Origin of the sequence: Pedococcus sp., from assembly GCF_036000045.1 — a bacterium.
In the GTDB taxonomy this organism is placed as follows: domain Bacteria; phylum Actinomycetota; class Actinomycetes; order Actinomycetales; family Dermatophilaceae; genus Pedococcus.
Map to the genome: position 1 here is coordinate 96,545 of NZ_DASYGF010000016.1, position 22,289 is coordinate 118,833.

Sequence of the window (22,289 nt, forward strand, 5' to 3'; positions counted from 1 at the left end):
CTCATACGGTTTGCGAGCGGTAACCCCGCTGGAGGAGGACGATGGACGCATGGCTACGGGCCCCCGGAGCAATGGCGCGCCTGCTTCGTCGCGTGCGGCCACGCTCCAGGCGGCCGAGGTGGAGCGCAAGTACGCGGTCGACCCAGCCACGCTCCTGCCTGCGCTCGCCCACGTGCCAGGCGTGGCCTCGACGGGACAGCAGGCGACCCTCGACCTCGCGGCGACCTACTTCGACACCGAGGCACTCGACCTCACCCGGCACGAGATGACCCTGCGCCGGCGCACCGGTGGGCACGACGCCGGCTGGCACCTCAAGCTGGGCGTCGACAGCGAGAGCCGAACCGAGCTGCGCCGTCCGCTGGGGCGCGCGGTCAGGACGGCGCCGGCGGCGCTGGTCACCACGGTCAGAGCGGTCGTGCGGGACCGGCCGCTGCTGCCGGTGGCCACGGTGCGCACCCACCGCCTCGAGTACGACCTCCTGGGTGCGGGGGGCGAGGTCCTCGCCACGATCTGCGACGACGAGGTCCACGCCGAACGGCTCGTAGGCAGCCCGTTCGTCCAGGACTGGCGGGAGTGGGAGGTCGAGCTGGTCAACGGGGACTCCCGGTTGTTCGACGCCCTCGACGCCGAGCTGACCGACGCCGGTGCCCGCCGCGTCAAGGGCGGCTCCAAGCTGAAGGCCGCTCTCGGCGACGGCCTGCCCAGGGCGGCCGGCGCCGTGGTGTCCCCGAGGCGGCTGAAGCGGGCCACCACCACGGAGTTCCTGGTGAGCCAGCTCGCCGAGCAGCTCGCGGCAGTCCAGAGCCAGGACCTGCGGATCAGGTCCGGGGACACCACCTCGGTGCACCAGCTGCGCATCGCGCTCCGCCGGCTGAGGTCGGCTCTGACGACCTATCGTCCGTTGCTGGACTCCACCGTGGTCGACCCGGTCAGGGCAGAGCTGAAGTGGCTCGGTGCGTCACTTGCGCCCGCGCGCGACGCGCAGGTGATGCACGCGCAGCTGCGTGCTCTGCTCGAAGAGGAGCCCCCCGAGCTCGTGATGGGTCAGGTCGTCCGACGTATGGACCTCCACCTCCGGGGCATGGCCGAGCAGGGGTGGCGGACGGCTCAGGAGGCGCTGGCGAGCGAGCGGTACCTCCGCCTCCTCGACGCGCTCGACAACCTGGTCGACCACCCGCCGGTGGCACGCCGCAGTGGGTCGAGGGCGAAGAAGGTGGTGCCGCCCCACCTCCAGCGGGACGCGAAACGGCTGCGGCGCGCGGTCCGGGCGATCGACGAGGCCCGCGATGCAGTCGAGCGCGACGTCGCCTTCCACGAGGCCCGCAAGAAGGCCAAGCGGCTCCGGTATTCGGCGCAGGCGGCGGTGCCGCTGTTCGGTGCTCCCGCCAAGCGGCTCGCCACCTCGGCGAAGGGCGTCCAGACCGTGCTGGGGGACCGCCAGGACTCGGTGGTCGGGCGTCACTTGCTGCGGGACCTGGCGTCACAGGCCTACCTCAACGGAGAGAACAGCTTCACGTTCGGGCGCCTCCATGCCCGAGTGGAGCGGCTGGGCCAGGACGCCGAGCAGCGCTTTGCCGCGCTGTGGCGCGAGGTCCCGCACCGCGGCATACGGGGTCGGCTGGGGAAGCGGACGCCCTAGTCCGTTCGGTCAGAACTGCAGCGGCCAAACGTCTCGGCTGCGCCTTGTTCCCTATCCCTCGCCCCTGGGGGCGCGCATATGTTGCGGTTTGCTCCAGTGTCGTGACGAGGAAGGTGACTCTGTGCCCAGACTGCATCAGGCGGCTGGCCATGTCTCGCACGGCTGGTCGTTCAGCCAGTGGCCCCTACGCCGCAAGCTTGCCGCCGCCGTCGTCTTCCCGATGCTGCTTGCCTTCGTCTTCGGCGCACTGCGTGTCTCGAGCGACTTCGTCTCGGCGCAACAGCTGTCGCGCGCTGCAGACACGGTCAACGTGATTCACCCCGTGATCGACTACAACCTCGCTGTGCAGGGGGTCGCCGCCGCCGGGAGCACGGGCGGTGCTGACCTCGCGACGGCCACCCGCCGGTACCAGGCAGCCGCCGCCGCCCTGCGCAGCGCCGAGAAGGCAGCCGGGATCCCGAGCGCGGTGAAGGCCAAGATCGACAGCGCCCTCGGTCTGGGCCAGGCGACCCTGTCAGCCAAGACGCTCGGCGGCTTCGACGACGTCGTCATCAGCAACTCGGACAATACGGCGGCCCTGCTGTCGACCGTCGTGTCCGACCTCGGTCTCACTGACGACCCGGCGTCGGCCACGCTGGTCGTGGGCATCCAGGACGCGCTGTCCGCCCAGCACGCGATGACCGGGCAGCAGGCCAACCTCGCCAACATCCACGACGCGTCCGCACAGCTGCGCGCGATCGGCCAGGTGGGTGCCGAGACCGCGGCCTTGACGCGACTGCAGTCCGAGCTGCCCTCCCTCAGCTCGCCGATCCGCCAGCTCCTCAACGACAACACCCGCCGCGGCGGGATCCTCCAGGGCTCCCCGACCAAGGAGGACATCGCCGGGCTCGCCCCCGTGTTCCAGTCCAGCAACGCCACCTATGCACGCCTGATGGGCACTCAGCTCACGGCGTTGCAGACCGACCTGCGGGACCGCGCCACCGTCAACCGCAACGCGGCCATCTACAACGGCGTCCTGGTCGCGGCTGCGCTGGTGGCCGCGATCCTGCTCGTCGTCGCTCTGCTGCGGTCGCTGCTGTCCACCATCCGCATCGTGCGTGAAGGCGCTCTGGATGTGGCCCAGAACCGCCTCCCGACCGCCGTGGCCAAGATCCGCGACGGCGAGGAGGCGCCGGAGTTCGAACCCATCCCGGTCACCACCCGCGAGGAGATGGGGCAGCTGGCCCGAGCGGTCGACGACCTGCACAGCCAGGCTCTGACTCTGGCCGGCGACCAGGCCCGCCTGCGGGTGCAGGTCGGGCACATGTTCGAGACGTTGTCACGGCGCAGCACCTCCCTCATCGACCAGCAGCTCAGCCTCATCGAGCGGCTGGAGAGCGACGAGGAGGACCCGAAGCGTCTCCAGAGCCTCTTCCGCCTGGACCACCTGGCCGCCCGCATGCGCCGCAACAGCGACTCCCTCCTGGTGCTGGCCGGCACCTCGACGCGACGGGGCGTCTCGGGCTCCATCTCGGTCGCGGATGCCGTCCGCGCAGCTGTGTCCGAGGTCGAGAACTACGAGCGCATCGACATCGGCGAGACCGCCAACGACCACGTGCTCGGCTCGGTCGGCTCGGACCTGGTCCACCTTGTCGCCGAGATCATCGACAACGCCCTCGCCTACTCGCCGCCCACGACGCGCGTGGCGCTGCGCGGCGCACGCACGCCTGACGGTGGCCTGCTCGTGGAGGTGGCCGACCGTGGCCTCGGTATGCCGGCCAAGGACCTCGAAGCGGTCAACGACCAGCTCGCTCACGGTGGCGACGTCACCGCCGACACGGCCCGCCGCATGGGGCTGTTCGTCGTCGGTAGCCTCGCCAAGCGTCACGGCATCAGCGTGCGCCTGCGCGCCAACGGCGAGGGCCTCCAGGGCGTCACCGTCTCGATCCACCTGCCCGCGGCGCTGCTCGCCGAGAGCAGCACGGTTCGGCCGGAGCGGGCCAAGGGTGCAGGGCCTGTGGGGGCCGTCGAGCCCACCTCGAGCGAACAGCCCGCCACCCACGGATCCGATGCCACCGAGGCTCCCGCCGGGGCTGCGGGTGCGGAGGGCCCCGCCGTGCCCAGCGACACGGTGGTCGGCGGCGTGACCAAGAGCGGTCTCCCCACCCGGGTTCGCGGTGCCAGCGGCGCCACCCCGGTCGTCGACGCAGCCAAGAAGGTCCTGCCAACGCGCGTGCCCGGGTCGCACGGCCCAGGTGCTGTCGCCACCCCAGCTGCCAACCCGAAGCCCGTCATCGAGACCTCGCCCGCTGAGCCTGTGACGGCCGCGGACGCGGCCGCCGCCGAGGGCCGGGCTGGGGACGAGCACCATGGTCAGCACAACGGCGAGCACAACGGGGCAGCACCTGCCGACCACCACAATGGCGAGCACAACGGGGCGGCACCTGCCGACCACCACAATGGCGAGCACAACGGGGCATCGCCGGCCGGGCCAACGCCGGCCGGGCCAACGCCGGGCCGCTCAGCCTCGGGCCTGCCCGTCCGGTCGCCACGAGCCAGCCGGATCACCGAGTACCGCGAGTTCGAGGATGCGCCCGCGACCGACGAGGCTGTCCCCGGCGTCGAAGCCGCCCAGGACGTCTCGGCGACCCAGGGTGCCGAGCCCCCTCAGAAGGGGCGCCGCAGCTGGTTGCCTGGCCGCGGCAAGGCAGCGCAGGCTGCCCGACGGGACGCCGAGGCCGACGCGGAGCCCCGGCAGATGCCCTCCAACCTCTCCGCCTGGCTCGAGCACCGCGCGAAGATCGTCGAGGCTGCCAAGGAGCGTGAGCTCCGGGAGAGCGGCGCCTTCGTCGAGGAGGCCACTGCCCCGGAGCCTTCCGAGCAGGGCGGTGCCGACGAGCTCCACGTGCCCGATGCGTGGGTCGGCGAGCCGCAGCCGGAGCCCGCCCTCGCCGACGAGCCCGCCCTCGCCGACGAGCCCGCCCTCGCCGACGAGCCCGCCCTCGCCGACGAGCCCGAGCAGCCCGAGCTAGCCGAAGCGCAGGAGCCTGAGCCCGTCCAGCCGCAGGAGCCCGAGCAGCCCGAGCTGGCCGAAGCGCAGGAGCCTGAGCCCGTTCTGCCGCAGGAGCCCGAGCTGGCCGGGATGGCCGAGGACGAGGAGCCCGCGACTACTGAGGGTGAGGAGACCCAGCCCACGCCCGAGCTCGGGGCTGCCGAGGATGCCGACCAGATGGCTCAGCCCGAACTCCAGGCGAACCTGCTGCCGACCCGGGTGCCGGGCATGTCCGGCGTGCCGGTGGAGAGCGTCCCGGCGGCCTCGTCGGCCGGTGTGGCCATGCGAGCGCACACCAGCTCCTTCTTCGGTGCTCGACGTTCCCGGGACGTCCAGCCCGAGGCGGCCCAGCCCGAGGCGGCCCAGCCCGAGGCGTCGCAGCCTGAGGCGGCCCAGCCCGAGGCGGCGCAGCCTGAGGCTCCGCTCAACGACACCCCGATCTTCCGGGCGATGATGTCGCGCTGGCTCACCGACGAGCCCGCCGACGCAGCCACGGACACCCAGTGGGCGCCCAGCGAGACCGACCAGGCCTGGTCGGCCGCTGCCCGAACCGAGGAGGCACCACCGCTGGAACAGTCACCCGCCGGGCTGCCCCGACGCCGGCCCGGCAACCATCTCGTCCCCGGGGCGATCGAGGCATCCGTTCTGACGCCCGCTGACGGACCGGCGGCCAACCGCCGCGACCCAGAGGCCATTCGCCGCAACCTCAACCGCCACCACCAGGGCGTGAGCGCAGCGCGCACCGAGACCCAAGAGGGCACACACCGAGAGGAAGCAGATGTTCACCAGTGACGCCATCGCCCAGCCCAGGGGCGAGTACGACTGGCTCGTGGCGAGGTTCGCCAACGAGACCCCCGGCGTGTCCCACGCCATCCTGGTCTCCGCAGACGGCCTGCCGATGGCGTCGAGCGAGGAGCTGCCGCCGGACCGTGCCGAGCAGATGGCTGCGGTCGCCTCGGGCATGGCGAGCCTCGCCTCGGGTGCGGCCCGGCTCTTCCAGGGCGGCACCGTCCTGCAGTCGGTCATCGAGATGGAGCTGGGCTACCTGCTCCTCATGAGCGTCGGCGACGGCTCGCACCTGGCCGCTCTCACCAGCACCGACTCCGACATCGGCCAGGTCGGCTATGAGATGGCCGTCCTCGTCGACCGGGTCGGTCAGATGATCGACGCGTCGGCCCGAACCCCGATGACGGGGTAGTGCGTTGGCCCCAGACGTAGGCGAGGAGCTGGGCGGACCGCGGCTGGTCCGGCCCTATGCGCTGACGTCGGGACGTACGGAGTCCGTCGTCCGTCTCCCGATCGAGGCCACGCTCGAGGTTCTCCCGGTGGCGCGGGAGAGGACCTGGCCGGAGGGTGACCTCTCGGGCCGGATCATCGAGCTCTGCGCCTCCGCGCCCTCCGTCGCAGAGATCTCCGCAGCGCTCCAGGTCCCACTCGGGGTGGCGCGGGTGCTGATCGGCGACCTGGTCTCGTCAGGCGCCCTCCGCACCCGGACCACCATCTCCACAGACACCACCACGGACGAACGACGTGCACTCATCGAAAGGACTCTCAGTGGACTACGCGCCCTCTAACCGCAACAGCGCCTCGACCAAGATCGTCGTGGCCGGCGGGTTCGGCGTCGGCAAGACCACCTTCGTGGGCGCCGTTTCCGAGATCGACCCGCTGCGCACGGAGGCCCTGGTCACCCAGGAGTCCGTCGGCCAGGACGACATCTCCAAGGTCCAGCAGAAGCAGACCACGACGGTGGCGATGGACTTCGGCCGGATCACCCTGGCCGAGAACCTCGTGCTCTACCTGTTCGGCACGCCCGGCCAGCGGCGCTTCTGGTTCATGTGGGACGACCTGGTCACCGGAGCCATCGGCGCCGTGGTCCTCGTCGACACCCGCCGGCTCGACGACTCGTTCGCGGCCGTCGACTACTTCGAGGCGAAGGGTCTGCCGTTCGTCGTCGCCATCAACCAGTTCGACGACGCCCAGCAGTTCGGCGCCGACGAGATCCGTGAGGCGCTTGCCATCCCCGCGCACATCCCAGTCATCACGGTCGACGCGCGCGAGCGAGAGTCGGCCAAGCAGGCGCTGGTCCGCATCACGGAGTTCGCGCTCACCCAGCTCACCGGCGTCGCGACGCCCGCCTGAGCTCCCGGAACCGCCCGGAGCCCGGCGCCTGGAGGCGTCGGGCTCCGGCGCGCCCCGCCTGCTAGAGGCCGTCCAGCACCGGCGCGAGACGTGCGACGTCCTCGGCGCCGTCGAGGTCGGCGAGAGCGAGGAACACCGTCCGCACTCCGCGCTCAGCCAGGGTTCGGTAGCGGTCCCGATGCTGGGACGCCTCGCCAGCATGGTGCCGCCGCGCGAAGGACGCCGCGGGCGTCCGGCCGCGCAGACGTTCGACGCGTCGCCACGTGTCGTCGCGGTCGTGGCCGACGACGGGCAGGTCGAGGACGGTGACGGCAACGGTGTCTGGGTCCCGTCCCACGGTCACGCAGTGCTGATGCAGGACACCCAGCTTGTGCTCGAGGGTGGCGAGGTCGCTGGGCAGGTTGCACGCGTCGGCGAGCTCGGCGGCGATGCGCAGGGTGCGGCGTTCCCCGCCGCCTCCCACGATGATCTCGGGTCGGCCCACGGGCCGTGGGTATGCCGTGGTCTCCGGCAGGGCGACGCGTGGGCCCGTGTGGGCCTTGGTGCCCGTGGCCCACAGCGCGCGCAGCGTCTCGATGCACACCTCGAGCTGGTCCAGCCGCTGCGGTGGCGGCGGGAACGGGATTCCGAAGGCGACATGTTCGCGCTCCCACCCGCCGGCGCCGAGGCCGACGAACGCGCGACCGTCGCTGAGGACGTCGAGGGTGGCCACGAGCTTGGCCATGATCCCCGGCGGCCGGAAGGTGACGGGCGAGACCAGCGTTCCCAGTCGCAGCCGGGTGTCCAGCCCCGCCAGCAGGCCGAGGCTGACCCAGGGCTCGGGGATCGGCTCCCAGGCCCGGTCCACCTGGGGGATCTGGATGAGGTGGTCCATCAGGGCGATGCCGGCGAAGCCGGCCTGGTCCGCCGCGCGCGCGACGGCGGTGAGCCATCCTCTGGGGTCCTGACCCCAGGGGAAGCGGCTGATCTGGAGGATGACCTCGGGGCCGCCGCTGTCTCGCCGCGTCACGTCCGGCCCGGTGGTGGCCGCCTGGTTGGTTCTTGAACCGGCCGTCCTGGTGGCCGACCTGGAGCCGTCGACGGCCCGCACCACCTCCACGCGGTCCCAGCCCTCGCGTTCGAGGACCCCTCGAGCCGTCGAGGCCTTGGCGAGCTGCGCGCGCAGCACCGGGGCCGGGACGGGACGGTCCCGCTGCGCGTTGCGCTCGCGGCATACGGTCGACGGTGTCTCGAAAAGCACTGCGACGCAAGGCATCCCGACTGCCCGAGCCAGCGCGAGGTAGTGGACGCGCTGCTGCGCGTCGAGGCCGAGGGTGTCGATGACGACGTTGAGGCCGCGCCGCAGGCGAGCGGCGACGACTTGGTCGAGCACCGCGAAGGCGTCGGCGGACGCGTCGAGGTCGTACTCGCTGCTGCCCACCACCGCTCGCAGGGCGTCGGAGGAGACGACCTCCGACGACCGGTACCGCGAGGCGGCCCAGGTGGACTTGCCCGAGCCACTCGCCCCCACGAGGACGACCAGGGCCGGGTCGGGCAGGGGAGTCGCCGCGCTCAGGAGCCCGCCCGCTCGAGGATGGCCGCCGCCACGTCGTGCGGGCGTGTCTCGGGCAGCCAGTGCCCGGCGTCGAGCTCGACGAACCGGTAGTCGGCAGAGACCCATGAGGCCGTGGCCAGTGCCGCCGCACGGCCGAGTGCCACGTCCTGGTTGCCCCACACATACGTCGTCGGCACCGTGATCCGGCGGGCCTCCCCGGCAGATACCGCGCCGGGCTCTGTGCCCGATGCTCCGGCGCCTCCCATCACACGGGGGACTATGCCGCGCAGGCGGCTGGTCGCCCCCGCCAGCTCCGCACCTCCCAGCGCGCGGTACCAGGCCAGGCTGCCCGAGGAGGTACGGCCCTGGCGGAACCGCGCGGCGTACCGGTGCGCGTCGGGAGCCGGAAGCCCGCTGCGCCGCAGGACCTGCTCCAAGGTGGACTTGAGTACCAGCTCGGGCAGCACGGGCACCTGGAAGGCGAGCATGTACCAGCTCTTGCTCAGCTGCTGCGGGCGCCGCAACGCCTCGAACATCGCCCGGTGGTGTGGGGTCGACAGTACGGTCAGCGAGCGCAGCCGTCCGGGAAGCCGCTCGGCCGTGGCCCACGCGACCGCACCGCCCCAGTCGTGCCCGACGAGGTGCGCCCGGTCGAGGCCGGCGGCGTCGAGCAGCCCCGCCACGTCGCCGACGAGGTCGGCCATCGCGTACGCACCGACCGGCTTGGGCTGAGCGCCCGGCGAGTAGCCGCGCTGGTCGAACGCCAGCGCGCGGTAGCCCGCAGCCGTCAGCAGGGGGATGACCCGGTCGAACGCATGCCGGTCCTGCGGCCAACCGTGCAGCAGGACGACCGCCTCGCCGTCGGCAGGCCCCGAGTCCGTGACGTCGAAGGTCAGGCCGTTGCGCGTGAAGTGGTCCACCCGACCGAATCTACTCGGCCCGACCGCGAGTGCCCCGGCGCCGGGACCCCTCGACAGAATGGGGCGGTGCCCACCTTCCGCTTCAGCCACCTCTGGGACCTCGACGTCCCGGCCTCCTCGGTGTTCGCGGCACTGGCCGACGTCGAGCGATACCCGACCTGGTGGCCGCAGGTCCGGTCCGCCGAGCGGATCGACGCGGACTCCGGCCGTACGGCCATCCGGAGCTTCCTGCCCTACACCCTGGAGCTCGTCCTGCGGCGCACGGTCGAGGACGAGTCCACCGGCACGCTGCGGGTCGAGGTCACGGGTGACCTCGAGGGGTGGTGCTGCTGGGTGGTCGGCGATCGGGACGAGGGGCCCGGCACTCGGGCCCGGTTCGAGCAGGAGGCCAGGGTGACGCCGCACCTGCTGGCCCGCACGGCCTGGTTGACCGGACCTCTGCTGAAGGCCAACCACGCCTGGATGATGCGGTGCGGCCATGAGGGCCTGGCCGCACATCTCGCCTGTGGCCGCTCACCGGGCTGAGCCGCTCCGCGCCGCCGACGGGTCGTACGCGAGAATGAGGCCGTGACCAGCGGCCGCCAGTACCCCCTCGGAGGGCGCGCCGCCTGGACCGTCTATGCCGCCGCCGTCTCCATCTACGTCCTGGCGGTGTTCCACCGCAGCTCGCTCGGCGTGGCCGGGCTCCTCGCGACCCAGCGCTTCCACATCGCCGCCACCCAGCTGTCCGTGTTCACCATGGTGCAGCTGCTGGTCTACGCAGCGATGCAGATCCCCGTGGGCGCGCTGCTCGACCGGTTCGGGCCTAAGCGGCTTTTGCTGTCCGGGGTCACCTTCATGACCGTGGCCCAGCTGGGCTTCGCATTCATCGACTCGTTCCCCGCAGGCATCCTCGCCCGGGTGTTCGTGGGGATGGGCGACGCGATGGTCTTCATCCCCCTGCTGCGCGTGGTGTCGCTGTGGTTCCCGCCCGTCAGGATCCCGGTGGTGACCCAGCTGACCGGTCTGCTGGGGCAGGTGGGTGCGCTCATGGCTGCCTCCCCGCTCGTCTACGCACTGCATCGCTGGGGCTGGACGCCGTCGTTCGCCTCGGCGGCCGCCACCGGGGTGGTGCTGGGGCTGCTCGTGCTGGTGGTCGTGCGCGACTCCCCGAACCCCGACCACGAGCTCGACCAGATCAAGGTCCGGGCCCTCGCGCGGGCGCTGCGAGCGGCGTGGCGTACGCCCGGCACGAGGCTGGGGCTGTGGTCGCACTTCTCCGCGCAGTTCGGTGCCACTGTGTTCGCGCTGCTGTGGGGGTACCCCTTCCTCGTCGCGGGCGAGGGCTTGTCGCCGTCGACGGCGGGCACCCTCCTCATGCTCATGACGATCACCACGGTGGTCACCAGCCCTCTCATCGGTGGGTTCGTCACCAAGTACCCCTTCTCGCGGTCCACCCTCATCCTCGGCATCGTCTGCGCGATCGTGACGGTCTGGACCGTGGTGCTGCTGTGGCCCGGGCGTGCGCCCCTCCCGATGCTGGTGGTGCTGGTGACGGTGACCGCTGTCGGCGGTCCTGGCTCGCTGGTGGGCTTCGACCTGGCGCGCACGTTCAACCCGCCGACCCGGCTGGGCAGCGCCACGGGCATCGTCAACGTAGGAGGCTTCCTGGCGTCCCTGTCGACCGTGACCCTCATCGGGCTCATCCTCGACCGGCTCGCCCCCGGCGGCCCCAGCACCTACACCGTGGGCACCTTCAAGGTGGCGATGTCGGCGCAGTACCTCGTGTGGGCGCTCGGTCTGGTCCAGATCCTGCGCTACCGCCACAAGGCGCGCCGAGCGCTCCGCGAGAGCGACCCCGATGCGTATGCCGCGTTGCGGGCTGGGCGGAGCATCGTCCCCTGACGGGGCTCAAGGGCACCCTCGAAGGCACCTGACCTGCACAAACGCCACTTTCGTTACGGATCTGTAACCTGTCCTGGACATCTGTTCGGACGTGCCGCATCACCTGCTGAAAAACATCGGTGTAAGTAGCCGAACAACAGGCGTGTCATTTGGTGGGAACGTCCGATATGGGTGGGATCCGTGTGACCAGAGTGCTCGGAGTGAAAAATGGGCCGTAACCTCATCGGGCTGCGTCCATCCGACCCGAGAGGCATCGCCCGTGCCCCGCACCTTTGCCGCCCGCCGCGCCCACCGCGGCCTGGCCACGCTCGCGATCGTCGGCGTCGTCGCGTCCATCTCGGCCGTGGCGGCCTCGGCCCAGCCTGGGCCGGTCTACCCCTCCCAGCAACAGGTCGACAAGGCCAAGGCGGCCGTGACGGGCGCGGCCGCGCAGATCGCCACGCTCGACGCCCAGTACGCGGCGGCCAGCGCCCGGCTGACCGACGTCCAGGACCGGGCTGCCGCCGCCGGCGAGGCCTACAACGGCGCCAAGCTGCATCTCGACCAGGCCACCGCCGCCACCACGGCCGCACAGAAGCGCGCCGCCCAGGCCCAGACCATCGCCGACGCGGCGAGCCTCGTGGTCCGGCGCTACGCGGCCACCGTCTACCAGCAGGGTGGCAACTTCGGAGAGCTCGACGCCTTCCTGTCGGCCAGCGGTCCGCAGGACCTGATGGACCGGACCACGGCGCTCCAGGCGGTCGGCGACGCGCGCGCCCGCACGCTCGACAAGGCGGCCGCAACGGCCATCGTCGCCGACCTGATGAAGCGCCAGGCCGCGCAGGCCCAGGCTCAGCAGCTCCAGGCGGCTACCCAGGCCAAGCACGCGCACGACGTCGCCCAGGCCGAGGCCGACCAGGCCCAGGTGGCCGCCACCCAGATCCAGGCCCAGCAGCAGTCGATGGTCGTCCAGCTCGCCAAGCTGCGCAAGACCTCGGTCGCCCTGGAGAAGCAGCGTCAGGACGGCCTGGCCGCCGCCGCCGCCGCGCGAGCCGCGGCCGCGGAGGCTGCCCGTCAGGCCCAGCTCGCCGCCGAGAGGGCTCGGGCTGCCCGGGATGCAGCCGCGCGTGCCGCCGCCCAGCAGGCTGCGGCCCGTGCCGCTGCCGCGGCGGCCGCTCAGCAGGCTGCGGCCCAGGCTGCCGCAGCCGCTGCCGCCCGCCTGGCACAGCAGACGCCTGCCAGGCCGGCACCTGCCCCGGCGCCGGCCCCAGCACCTGCGCCCATCCCGGTTCCGGTGTACTCCCCGCCGCCGGCCCAGAGCGGTGGCGTCAGCGCGGTCCTGGCCTACGCGCAGGCCCAGCTCGGCAAGCCGTACCTCTGGGGCGCCACCGGGCCTGACTCGTTCGACTGCTCCGGCCTGACGATGATGGCCTGGGCGCAGGCAGGGGTGTCCCTCAACCACTACACGGGCGCCCAGTGGGACGAGACCTCGCGCGTCGCCATCGGTGACCTCCAGCCGGGCGACCTCGTCTTCTTCGGCACGGACGGCCCGAGCAGCGAGCACGTGGGCCTCTACGTCGGGAACGGCCAGATGATCGATGCACCCCACAGCGGCGCGGTCGTCCGCACCGAGAGCATCTACTGGTACAACCTGCTGCCCTATGGCGGTCGTCCGTAGCGCGAACCCACGCCCCCCACCGACAGGCCCCCCACCGACAGGCCCCCCGGCGACTCACGTCGTCAGGGGGCCTGTTGGTGCGCCGGTGGTGGGCCGGCGGTGCTGCGAGGGGACGCGCCTCAGGCGGTGGGACCCTCGGCATCGGACAGCGGCAGGGCTGCCACCTCCGGCATCCGCCAGCGGGCCGTGGTCATGCCGGCGTCACGAGCACGCTGGATCGCCTCGCGGACGGCCTTCTCGGCCTCCTCGCGGCCCGCCCAGTGCGCGCCCTCGACGGACTTGCCGGGCTCGAGGTCCTTGTACGTCTCGAAGAAGTGCTGGATCTCGAGGCGGTCGAACTCGCTCACCTGCTCGAGCTCGGTGATGTGGGCCTGGCGCGGGTCGCCCGCCGGCACGCAGAGGAGCTTGTCGTCGCCGCCCGCCTCGTCGCGCATGTGGAACAGCCCGATCGGACGCGCGCGCACCAGGCATCCCGGGAACGTCGGCTCCTCCAGCAGCACCAGGGCGTCGAGGGGGTCGCCGTCCTCGCCGAGGCTGTCCTCGACGTAGCCGTAGTCGGCCGGATAGCGCGTCGAGGTGAACAGCAGGCGGTCCAGGCGGATCCGGCCCGTCTCGTGGTCGACCTCGTACTTGTTGCGATGCCCCTGAGGGATCTCGATGGTGACGTCGAACTCCACGACGTTTACCCCTTCCGTTGTGCGCATGTGGATGACCTAGGCTCACCGCCAAGTGTTCCGTACGACGCAAGTCCTGTGCCGAGGGGGTCGAGTGCGCCGGGTCCTGGCCGCAGTGCTGGTGTTCGTCGCTCTCCTGGCCGGATACGTCACGTTGGACATCTTCGACATCGTCCCCGGCATCCTCACGCGCAGTGCGCCGCCCCCGCCGCAGCCCAAGCCGACGACGTCCTCCACCGTCGCACCTGCCGTCTCCATCCCCACCGTCGACGCGGGTGCGGAGCCCCTGCCAGCAGCCTCGGCCGGCGCTCCGATCCCGGTCGGCGCCAGGCTCCGCGCCGTCCTGGGCGCGACGCTCACCGACCCTGCACTGGGGCCGCACCCCGGTTTCGTCGTGCGCGACGCGTTCACCGGCCAGGACCTGGTCGTCGTCGACGCCGACCGCCCCCGGGTCGCGGCCTCCACGGGCAAGCTCCTCACCGCGCTCGCTGTGGTCACCACGCTCGACCCGCAGTCGACGATGGCGACCACTGTGGTGCAGGGCGCCACACCCGGCGAGATCGTCCTCGTCGCCGGAGGCGACACCATGCTCGCCCCCGGGGCGGGCCGCCCCACGGCGGTGGAGGGGCATGCCGGTCTGGCCGACCTGGCCACCCAGGTGGCGACCGCTCTGCGGGCGAGCGGCACGACGACGGTCAAGCTGCGCCTGGACACCACGTATGCCGCGGGACCGCGGTTTGCGCCAGGGTGGTCGCAGGCCGACATCGCCGCCGGCTACACCGGCGGTGTGTCCATGCTTGGGCTCGCCGGTCAGCGGGCCAGGCCGGGCAAGCCCGCACCCAGCGACCCCGAGGCCGCGGTGGCCTCCGCATTCGCCGCGAACCTCAAGGGCCTGGGCATCACCGCCACGCTCGAGCCCGAGTCCACCTGGTCGACGCCGACGGTCTCGGGCGAGACTGTGCTCGGCACGGTGCGCTCGGCGCCGGTCGGCGATGTGGTCGCCCTGGCGCTCGACGACAGCGACAACGCGCTCACCGAGGGGCTGGCGCGGCAGGCGACGATCAAGGCGGGCGGCGTCGCGACGTTCCCGGCGGCGGTGGCGTTCGTCAAGGAGAAGGTCGCCGCGCTGGGCGTCGACCTGACCGGCGTGACCCTTCGGGACACCAGCGGCCTCACGGCAGGTCAGGCGATCCCGCCCCGGGTCCTTGCCGACGTGCTGCAGCTCGGCACCGACGGGACGGTGGCGGCGATGCAGGACCTCGTCGCCAAGCTGCCCGTCGCGGGGCTCAGCGGGACGCTGCACGACCGGTTCACCGCCCGGAGCACGCGTGCTGTCGCGGGCATCGCCCGAGCCAAGACGGGCACGCTCACGGGGGCGAGCGCGATGGCCGGCACGGTCATCGACGCGGACGGGCGGGTGCTGTCCTACGTGGCCGTCGCCGACGGCATACGGGCCGGAGCCGGAACCCTCGAGGCCAGGGCGGCGTTGGACCGCTTCGTGGCGGCGCTCGCGACGTGCGGCTGTCGTTGACCTACCGTGAGGTGATGACCGTGCCCGACCTATCGCCGACGCAGGCGCCCGTCTCTCGTTATGTCGACTGGGAGTTCGCCAAGGCGACGGGGGCGCGGCTGGCACCCCCGGGCCCCAAGGTCACCGCGGCAGAAGCCGCCCGGGTCGTGGCCGCGGTCCGCCAGGCCACCGTGCGTGCCCAGCAGCCCGTCGCCGAGACGGCGCGCCTGCACGCCCCGGGTGACGCGCCGGCCGCGGCCGTCGTCGACCGCCCGACCTGGGTCGCCCTCAACGCCGACTCGATGTCCGCCTTGATGGACCCCGTGTTCGGCAAGCTCGTCGACCACCAGAAGAAGCCGCCGACGGACGCCATGCGGGCCTTCGGCGGCAAGGTCACCGGCGGCGAGGCGGGGGCACTGCTGGCCTTCATGTCCGGCAAGGTGCTCGGCCAGTACGACCTGGCGCCGGGCGGCACCCCACGTCTCATGCTCGTGGCGCCCAACCTCGTCCAGGTGGAGCGCGAGCTGGGCGTGGACCCTGCCGACTTCCGTCTCTGGGTGTGCATGCACGAGGAGACTCACCGCGTGCAGTTCACGGCCGTGCCCTGGCTGCGCGACCACATGGTCGCGCGCATCCGGACCCTCGCGAACGACCTCGTGCCCGACCCCGAGACCCTGCAGGAGACCCTCTCCAGAGTGGGGCGCCAGCTCCCTGACGCGCTCAAGGCGGGTGGCGCCGGCCTGGCCGATCTCATCGCCACTCCCGAGCAGCGCGCCGAGCTGGCGCAGGTGACGGCCGTCATGTCCCTGCTCGAGGGCCACGCCGACGTCGTCATGGACGAGGTCGGGCCGGCGGTGATCCCGTCGGTCGCCACGATTCGCAGCCGGTTCAACGAGCGCCGCAAGGGCGTGGGCGCGTTCGACCGGCTCCTGCGCAGGCTCCTCGGCCTCGAGGCCAAGATGCGCCAGTACCGCGATGGCGCGGTCTTCGTCCGCGGAGTCGTCGACGCGGTCGGCATGGACGGGTTCAACCGCGTCTGGGAGTCGCCCGAGACGCTGCCGCTGCCGACCGAGATCGAGCACCCCTCGGCCTGGGTCGCTCGCGTGCACGGGTGAGCGGACCCGACACCGCGACCGCGGAGGTGCGCCTGGCGGTGCGTTCGATGCTCGCCGAGTGCGCCTCGGGGGACCTGGTGCTCGTGGCCTGCAGCGGGGGCGCCGACTCCCTGGCGCTCGCGGCGGCGACGGCCTTCGAGGCTCCCAGGCACGAGGTCCGGGCCGGTGCGGTCCTCGTCGACCATGGGCTCCAGGGCGAGTCCGGTCGCATCGTCGAGGAGGCGGCGGGCTCCTGCCGCCGGCTGGGCCTCGACCCTGTCGACGTGGCTCGCGTCGAGGTGCGCCCCGGCAGCCGTGGGCTCGAGGACGCTGCCAGGCAGTCGCGCTACGACGCGCTCTCGGCCGCGGCCTCCCGGCGAAGCGCCCGCTTCGTGCTCCTGGGCCACACTCTCGACGACCAGGCGGAGCAGGTGCTCCTCGGGCTCACCCGAGGCGCCGGCGCCCGGTCCCTGGCCGGTATGCCGCGCGTACGTGACCGGTTCCGGCGTCCCCTCCTCGGGGTGTCCCGCGCCCGGACGCGGGCCTCCTGCGCTGCCCTGGGCCTCGAGTTCTGGGACGACCCGATGAACGAGGACCGGGCCTTCACCCGGGTCCGGGCCAGGGCGGCCCTCGTCGACCTCGAGCGCGACCTCGGTCCAGGGGTCGCCGCGGCGCTGGCCCGCAGTGCCGACCTACTGCGCGAGGACGCAGACCTGCTCGACTCCCTCGCCGACGAGGCCGTCTCGGCCCTCGGCACCGGGCCGTGGGCGGTCGGCGACCTGGACGCCCTTCCCCGCGCCGTGCGCACGCGGGTCTGGCGTCGCCTGGCCCTCGCGGCCGGTGCCCCGGCGGGCCAGCTGAGCACGCGGCATACGGAGGCCTGCGACGCGCTGCTGACGCGCTGGCACGGGCAGGGCGCCGTGAGCCTCCCCGGGCCCCTGCGGGCCACCCGCTCCGGCGGCCGGGTATCCATCGCCGCGCCGGACCCGGTTGAATAGCCCCACCCGCCGACGCACCACCCCCACCCAGGAGAAGAGCCGTGGACGCTGCCCATATGGGAGCCGATCTGGAGAAGGTCCTCATCACCGAGGAGGAGATCCACCACCGCCTCGAGGAGCTGGCCTCGGAGATCTGGGCGCAGTACGACGGCCAGGACCTGCTGCTGGTGGGCGTGCTCAAGGGGGCGGTCATGGTCATGGCGGACCTGTCGCGTGCCCTGCCCGGCACCGCCCCGGTCGACTGGATGGCCGTCTCGTCCTACGGGTCGGGCACCAAGTCCTCCGGCGTCGTGCGGATCCTCAAGGACCTCGACACGGACATCACTGGCAAGCACGTCCTGATCGTCGAGGACATCGTCGACTCCGGGCTGACGCTGTCGTGGATCAAGTCCAACCTCGAGTCGCGTAACCCCGCCTCCGTCGAGATCTGCACCCTGCTGCGCAAGCCTGACGCGGCCAAGGTCCATATCGACGTCAAGTGGGTCGGCTTCGACATCCCCAACGAGTTCGTCGTGGGCTACGGCCTGGACTACGCCGAGAAATACCGCAACCTGCGGGTCGTCGGCACACTCGCCACCCACGTCTACGCCTGACGTCCCGCCGCGCCCGCGACCCGACCGGAACACTGCGGCCGCCCAGGTCGTTGTCCAGCACGAACGGCGCCACCACCGCCGTAGTACCGTCGTGGCATCGCCGCGCCCAGGCCGGGCAGCGGCGCGGAAGCTGATCGAGCAGGAGGCACGGGGCGCCCAGCCCCGCTACACACATGGATTTCAAGCGCATCCTTCGGGCCCCCCTGTTCTGGGTCGTCGCGGTCGTCGCGATCACCCTCATGGTGTTCTCGCTGAGCGACACGGGCGGCTACACGCGGATCGACACCTCCGCCGCCCAGAAGCTGATCGCCGAGCACAAGGTCGCCCGGGTGGTCGTGACCGACAACGTCGTGGTGGACCTCGACCTGAAGAAGGGCGAGAGCTACTCCGACGGCAAGTCCATCAAGGGCGCGACCAAGGTGCGCACCCAGTTCGTCGACGCGGGCGGCCCCAGCTTCATCAAGCTGCTCGAGGACAACGTGCCCCCCGGCGGCATGGACCAGGTCGTCAAGGACACCAACCCGTTCCTGGCCCTGCTGGGCTCGATCCTGCCCGTCATCATCCTGCTGGGCCTGTTCTGGTTCCTCATGAACCAGATGCAGGGCGGCGGCTCCCGTGTCATGCAGTTCGGCAAGTCCCGGGCCAAGCTCGCCACCAAGGACACCCCCAAGGTGACCTTCGCCGACGTCGCGGGCGCTGACGAGGCGGTCGAGGAGCTCCACGAGATCAAGGAGTTCCTGGCCGAGCCGGCCAAGTTCCTGGCGGTCGGCGCCAAGATCCCCAAGGGCGTCCTGCTGTACGGGCCGCCCGGCACCGGCAAGACGCTGCTGGCGCGCGCCGTGGCCGGTGAGGCCGGGGTGCCGTTCTACTCGATCTCGGGCTCCGACTTCGTCGAGATGTTCGTCGGCGTGGGCGCCTCCCGCGTCCGTGACCTCTTCGAGCAGGCCAAGGCCAACGCCCCTGCCATCGTCTTCGTCGACGAGATCGACGCCGTGGGTCGGCACCGTGGTGCGGGCCTGGGTGGCGGTCACGACGAGCGTGAGCAGACCCTCAACCAGCTGCTCGTCGAGATGGACGGCTTCGACGTCAAGACCAACGTCATCCTCATCGCCGCCACCAACCGTCCCGACATCCTCGACCCGGCCCTGCTGCGCCCCGGCCGCTTCGACCGCCAGATCGCGGTCGAGGCTCCCGACATGATCGGCCGCCACCGCATCCTCGAGGTGCACGCCCAGGGCAAGCCGATGGCGACCGGCGTCGACCTCCTGGCTGTCGCCCGTCGGACGCCCGGCTTCACCGGCGCCGACCTTGCCAACGTCCTCAACGAGGCCGCTCTGCTGACGGCCCGCAGCGACAAGCTGCTCATCGACGACCAGGCCCTTGACGAGGCCATCGACCGCGTGATCGCGGGCCCACAGAAACGGACGCGCATCATGTCCGCCAAGGAGCGCAAGATCACGGCCTACCACGAGGGTGGCCACGCCCTGGTCGCCGCGGCGATGAACCACACGGACCCCGTCACCAAGGTGACGATCCTCCCGCGCGGCCGCGCGCTCGGTTACACCATGGTCATGCCGACCGATGACAAGTACTCCACCACGCGCAACGAGATCCTCGACCAGCTCGCCTACGCGCTGGGCGGTCGCGTCGCCGAGGAGGTCGTCTTCCACGACCCCACCACGGGCGCCGCGAACGACATCGAGAAGGCCACCGCGATGGCCCGCAAGATGGTCACCGAGTACGGCATGAGCGAGCGGGTCGGTGCCATCAAGCTGGGCCAGTCGCAGGGCGAGGTCTTCCTCGGTCGCGACATGGGCCACCAGCGTGACTACTCCGAAGAGGTCGCCAGCGTCGTGGACAAGGAGGTGCGCGCCCTCATCGACAACGCTCACGACGAGGCGTGGCACGTCATCAACGACAACCGTGAGATCCTCGACGGCCTCGTCCTGGACCTGCTCGAGCACGAGACGCTCAACGCCAAGGAGCTCGCAGCCATCTTCGAGCCGGTGCGCAAGCGCCCGCTGCGCCCCACCTGGCTGTCCAGCGAGGCCCGGCTCCTGTCCGACCAGCCGCCCGTGCTCACCCCGGCCGAGAAGGCCGCCCAGAACGGCTCGCTGAACGGGCTCGAGGCCGCCGGAAGCGACCGGCACACCGCCCAGGCGATCGACAAGGCCGCCGAGGAGGGCGCCGTGCCGCAGGTCGACGAGGAGCACCCGCCGACTCAGGTCATCGAGGTCCCGGAGGGCGGCCAGGTCGATCCTCGTGAGCACTGAGCGCCGGCGGCACGTGGTCGACCAGCCGCGAGCCGAGGCCGCTGTGCGCGAGCTGCTGCTCGCGATCGGTGAGGACCCCGACCGCGAGGGTCTGGTCGAGACTCCGGCGCGGGTCGCCCGGGCCTACGGCGAGTTCTTCGCCGGCCTGGCGCTGGACGCCGGTGAGGTGCTCTCGAAGACCTTCCAGATCGAGCACGAGGAGATGATCCTGGTGCGCGACATCGAGGTGTACTCCATGTGCGAGCACCATCTCGTCCCCTTCCACGGGGTGGCCCACGTCGGCTACATCCCCGGCAAGGACGGTCGCGTCACCGGTCTGTCCAAGCTGGCCCGCCTCGTGGAGATGTACGCGCGCCGGCCCCAGGTGCAGGAGCGGCTGACCACCCAGGTCGCCGACGCCCTGACCACCCACCTAGCAGCCCAGGGAGTCATCGTCGTCGTCGAGTGCGAGCATCTGTGCATGTCCATGCGCGGCATCCGCAAACCCGGTTCCCGCACCATCACCTCAGCCGTCCGGGGCCAGCTGCGCAACCCGGCTACCCGGGCGGAGGCGATGTCACTGCTGCTGGGCGGCAAGCGGTGACCCAGGAGCCCGCCACCCGAGCAGCTGCGGGCAGAGCCCTGCCGGCCATCCTCGCGGCCAACCGCGTGCCACGGCTGGTCGGCAACTTCACCTACCTCGTGGGCTTCCTCGACCTGGCCACGGCGCTGCTGCACAGCCTGCGGCACCGGCTCAACGGCCTGTTCGACGTGCTGCCCGGTGCCGTCTCGGCAGCAGCGACGGCGGCCACGGTCGTCTCCGGCATCCTGCTCGTCGTGCTGGGCCACTCACTCAAGCGGCGCAAGATCCGGGCCTGGCGCGCCGCCACCGTCCTGCTGGCGTTCTCGGTGGTCCTGCACGTCGTCAAGTTCGAGCCCGCGTCCGGCCTCGCCTCCGTGGTCGGCCTGGTCCTGCTGCTGATGTACCACAAGGAGTTTCGCGCGCTCGGTGACCCCTCGACGCGGTGGGGGGCGGTCTGGGTCGGTGCGGTGCTCCTGTCCGTGTCGGTGCTCCTCGGGTTCCTGACGGTCTGGCTCAACCGTCGCTTCATCGTCGGAGGCTGGCCGCACCTTCGCGCGATCGCCGAGGAGATCGGCCTCGGCCTGGTGGGCGTCAGCGGGCCCCTGCAGTTCTCGCGCGACCGGTCCAACGACATCGTCGGCGCGGTCCTGCTCGGGCTCGGTCTCATGACCGCCCTCACGACGGCATACCTCGCACTGCGACCCCCGGAGCCGCGGCCCGAGCTGACCGACGAGGAGGCAGCACGGCTGCGCGAGCTCCTGAGCCGCCACGCCGACTCCCTCGCGTACTTCAACACCCGGCGTGACAAGTCGGTGGTCTGGTCGGCCACCGGCAAGGCCGCGATCGCCTACCGCGTGGTGTCCGGCGTCATGCTGGCCAGCGGTGACCCCATCGGCGACCCCGAGGCCTGGCCGGGCGCGATCAAGGCGTTCGTCGAGGAGGCGGTCGCCCACGCCTGGACGCCGGCGGTGCTCGGGTGTTCCGAGGCTGCCGGCACGGTGTGGGTGCGCGAGACGGGTTTCGCGGCGCTCGAGCTGGGCGACGAGGCCGTGGTCGACACCTCGACCTTCACCCTCGAGGGACGACCCATGCGCAACGTGCGTCAGATGGTGGGTCGCATCGCCCGGACCGGGTATGCCGTGGAGGTCACGCGCGTGCGTGATGTCCCCGCCGGAGTGCGGGCCCGGGCCATGCGCGATGCCGCAGCGTGGCGTTCCACGGACACCGAGCGCGGGTTCTCCATGGCCCTCGGCCGGCTGCTGGACGACTGCGACCCGGACTGCGTGTTCGTCGCCGCGCGCCAGGACGGCGTGGTCCGCGCGTTCCTGCAGTTCGTCCCGTGGGGGCGGGACGGCATGTCGCTCGACGTGATGCGCCGCGACTCGACCGCCCAGCCCGGGGTCAACGAGCTGATGATCGTCGAGGCGCTCAAAGCCGCCCCGTCGCTCGGGGTGAGCCGGGTGTCGCTGAACTTCGCGGCCTTCCGGTCCGCGCTTGAGCGTGGGGAGAAGCTGGGCGCCGGCCCGATCCTGCGGATCTGGCGACGCTTGCTGCTCATCGCCTCCCGGTGGCTCCAGATCGAGAGCCTCTACCGCTTCAACGCCAAGTTCCAGCCCCACTGGCAGCCGCGGTTCCTCGTCTACCCGACCGGGTCCGACCTGCCGCGGGTCGGCCTGGCCGCCCTCGAGGCAGAGGCGTTCCTGACCTGGCCCAAGCTGGGTCGCCTCGGGGGTGCCCGGTGACGTCGCAGTGGCCGCTCGTGCGGGGCGACGGGCTTCCGG

General features: G+C 71.8%; 18 protein-coding genes. 15 read left to right on the plus strand and 3 right to left on the minus strand.

What is annotated here, in order from left to right; genetic code table 11:
* The first annotated feature begins 49 nt into the window (after positions 1–49).
* From VGN50_RS02690 to VGN50_RS02710, 5 genes are all read left to right on the plus strand, one after another.
* Positions 50–1,639 (plus strand): CYTH and CHAD domain-containing protein, encoded by a 1,590-nt coding sequence (locus tag VGN50_RS02690; RefSeq protein WP_327443092.1) that lies wholly within the window; start codon positions 50–52, stop codon positions 1,637–1,639.
* A gap of 121 nt (positions 1,640–1,760) precedes the next feature.
* Positions 1,761–5,462: an ATP-binding protein gene (locus VGN50_RS02695; protein WP_327443093.1), complete on the plus strand. Its 3,702-nt coding sequence runs from the start codon at positions 1,761–1,763 to the stop codon at positions 5,460–5,462.
* Between the two features lie 4 nt (positions 5,463–5,466).
* Entirely contained in the window at positions 5,467–5,868 is a 402-nt protein-coding gene (locus VGN50_RS02700; RefSeq protein WP_414694536.1) for a roadblock/LC7 domain-containing protein, read from the plus strand.
* Positions 5,869–5,872: 4 nt separating this feature from the next.
* A complete protein-coding gene (locus tag VGN50_RS02705; protein WP_327443095.1) occupies positions 5,873–6,244 on the plus strand; it encodes a DUF742 domain-containing protein in 372 nt (123 codons plus the stop codon).
* A complete protein-coding gene (locus tag VGN50_RS02710; RefSeq protein WP_327443096.1) occupies positions 6,225–6,809 on the plus strand; it encodes an ATP/GTP-binding protein in 585 nt (194 codons plus the stop codon). The genes VGN50_RS02705 and VGN50_RS02710 overlap by 20 nt, the downstream gene beginning before the upstream one ends.
* 61 nt (positions 6,810–6,870) lie before the next feature.
* On the opposite strand, the gene VGN50_RS02715 is transcribed toward VGN50_RS02710, so the two are convergent.
* On the minus strand, positions 6,871–8,319 hold the full coding sequence (locus tag VGN50_RS02715; protein ID WP_327443097.1) for an LLM class flavin-dependent oxidoreductase: 1,449 nt from the start codon (positions 8,317–8,319) through the stop codon (positions 6,871–6,873).
* A gap of 41 nt (positions 8,320–8,360) precedes the next feature.
* On the minus strand, positions 8,361–9,263 hold the full coding sequence (locus VGN50_RS02720; protein WP_327443098.1) for an alpha/beta fold hydrolase: 903 nt from the start codon (positions 9,261–9,263) through the stop codon (positions 8,361–8,363).
* Positions 9,264–9,329: 66 nt separating this feature from the next.
* Between VGN50_RS02720 and VGN50_RS02725 the strand changes: the two genes are divergently transcribed.
* From VGN50_RS02725 to VGN50_RS02735, 3 genes are all read left to right on the plus strand, one after another.
* Positions 9,330–9,788, plus strand: a complete 459-nt coding sequence (locus VGN50_RS02725) for an SRPBCC family protein (RefSeq protein WP_327443099.1) — start codon at positions 9,330–9,332, stop codon at positions 9,786–9,788.
* 42 nt (positions 9,789–9,830) lie between these two features.
* The gene (locus tag VGN50_RS02730) at positions 9,831–11,147 is read left to right on the plus strand and encodes an MFS transporter (protein ID WP_327443100.1); all 1,317 of its coding nucleotides are present in this window, start codon (positions 9,831–9,833) and stop codon (positions 11,145–11,147) included.
* A 259-nt stretch (positions 11,148–11,406) separates the two neighbouring features.
* On the plus strand, positions 11,407–12,804 hold the full coding sequence (locus VGN50_RS02735; protein WP_327443101.1) for a C40 family peptidase: 1,398 nt from the start codon (positions 11,407–11,409) through the stop codon (positions 12,802–12,804).
* 119 nt (positions 12,805–12,923) lie between these two features.
* Here VGN50_RS02735 and VGN50_RS02740 read toward each other — a convergent pair whose 3' ends face one another.
* Positions 12,924–13,508 (minus strand): inorganic diphosphatase, encoded by a 585-nt coding sequence (locus VGN50_RS02740; RefSeq protein ID WP_327443102.1) that lies wholly within the window; start codon positions 13,506–13,508, stop codon positions 12,924–12,926.
* Between the two features lie 64 nt (positions 13,509–13,572).
* Between VGN50_RS02740 and VGN50_RS02745 the strand changes: the two genes are divergently transcribed.
* The 7 genes from VGN50_RS02745 to VGN50_RS02775 all read left to right on the plus strand — a co-directional run bounded on the left by VGN50_RS02745 (position 13,573) and on the right by VGN50_RS02775 (position 22,250).
* Positions 13,573–15,009 (plus strand): D-alanyl-D-alanine carboxypeptidase/D-alanyl-D-alanine-endopeptidase, encoded by a 1,437-nt coding sequence (locus tag VGN50_RS02745; RefSeq protein WP_327443103.1) that lies wholly within the window; start codon positions 13,573–13,575, stop codon positions 15,007–15,009.
* 14 nt (positions 15,010–15,023) lie between these two features.
* A complete protein-coding gene (locus VGN50_RS02750; protein WP_327443104.1) occupies positions 15,024–16,103 on the plus strand; it encodes a zinc-dependent metalloprotease in 1,080 nt (359 codons plus the stop codon).
* Positions 16,100–17,080 carry a tRNA lysidine(34) synthetase TilS gene (gene tilS / locus VGN50_RS02755; RefSeq protein ID WP_327443105.1) on the plus strand — a complete coding sequence of 327 codons (981 nt, stop codon included), beginning with the start codon at positions 16,100–16,102 and terminating at the stop codon, positions 17,078–17,080. The genes VGN50_RS02750 and tilS overlap by 4 nt, the downstream gene beginning before the upstream one ends.
* A 56-nt stretch (positions 17,081–17,136) precedes the next feature.
* Positions 17,137–17,673 (plus strand): hypoxanthine phosphoribosyltransferase, encoded by a 537-nt coding sequence (hpt, locus tag VGN50_RS02760; RefSeq protein ID WP_414694537.1) that lies wholly within the window; start codon positions 17,137–17,139, stop codon positions 17,671–17,673.
* Between the two features lie 173 nt (positions 17,674–17,846).
* The gene (gene ftsH, locus VGN50_RS02765) at positions 17,847–19,946 is read left to right on the plus strand and encodes an ATP-dependent zinc metalloprotease FtsH (protein WP_327443107.1); all 2,100 of its coding nucleotides are present in this window, start codon (positions 17,847–17,849) and stop codon (positions 19,944–19,946) included.
* Positions 19,936–20,529: a GTP cyclohydrolase I FolE gene (gene folE / locus VGN50_RS02770; protein ID WP_327443108.1), complete on the plus strand. Its 594-nt coding sequence runs from the start codon at positions 19,936–19,938 to the stop codon at positions 20,527–20,529. The genes ftsH and folE overlap by 11 nt, the downstream gene beginning before the upstream one ends.
* Positions 20,526–22,250 carry a phosphatidylglycerol lysyltransferase domain-containing protein gene (locus tag VGN50_RS02775; protein ID WP_327443109.1) on the plus strand — a complete coding sequence of 575 codons (1,725 nt, stop codon included), beginning with the start codon at positions 20,526–20,528 and terminating at the stop codon, positions 22,248–22,250. The genes folE and VGN50_RS02775 overlap by 4 nt, the downstream gene beginning before the upstream one ends.
* The last annotated feature ends 39 nt before the right edge of the window (positions 22,251–22,289 follow it).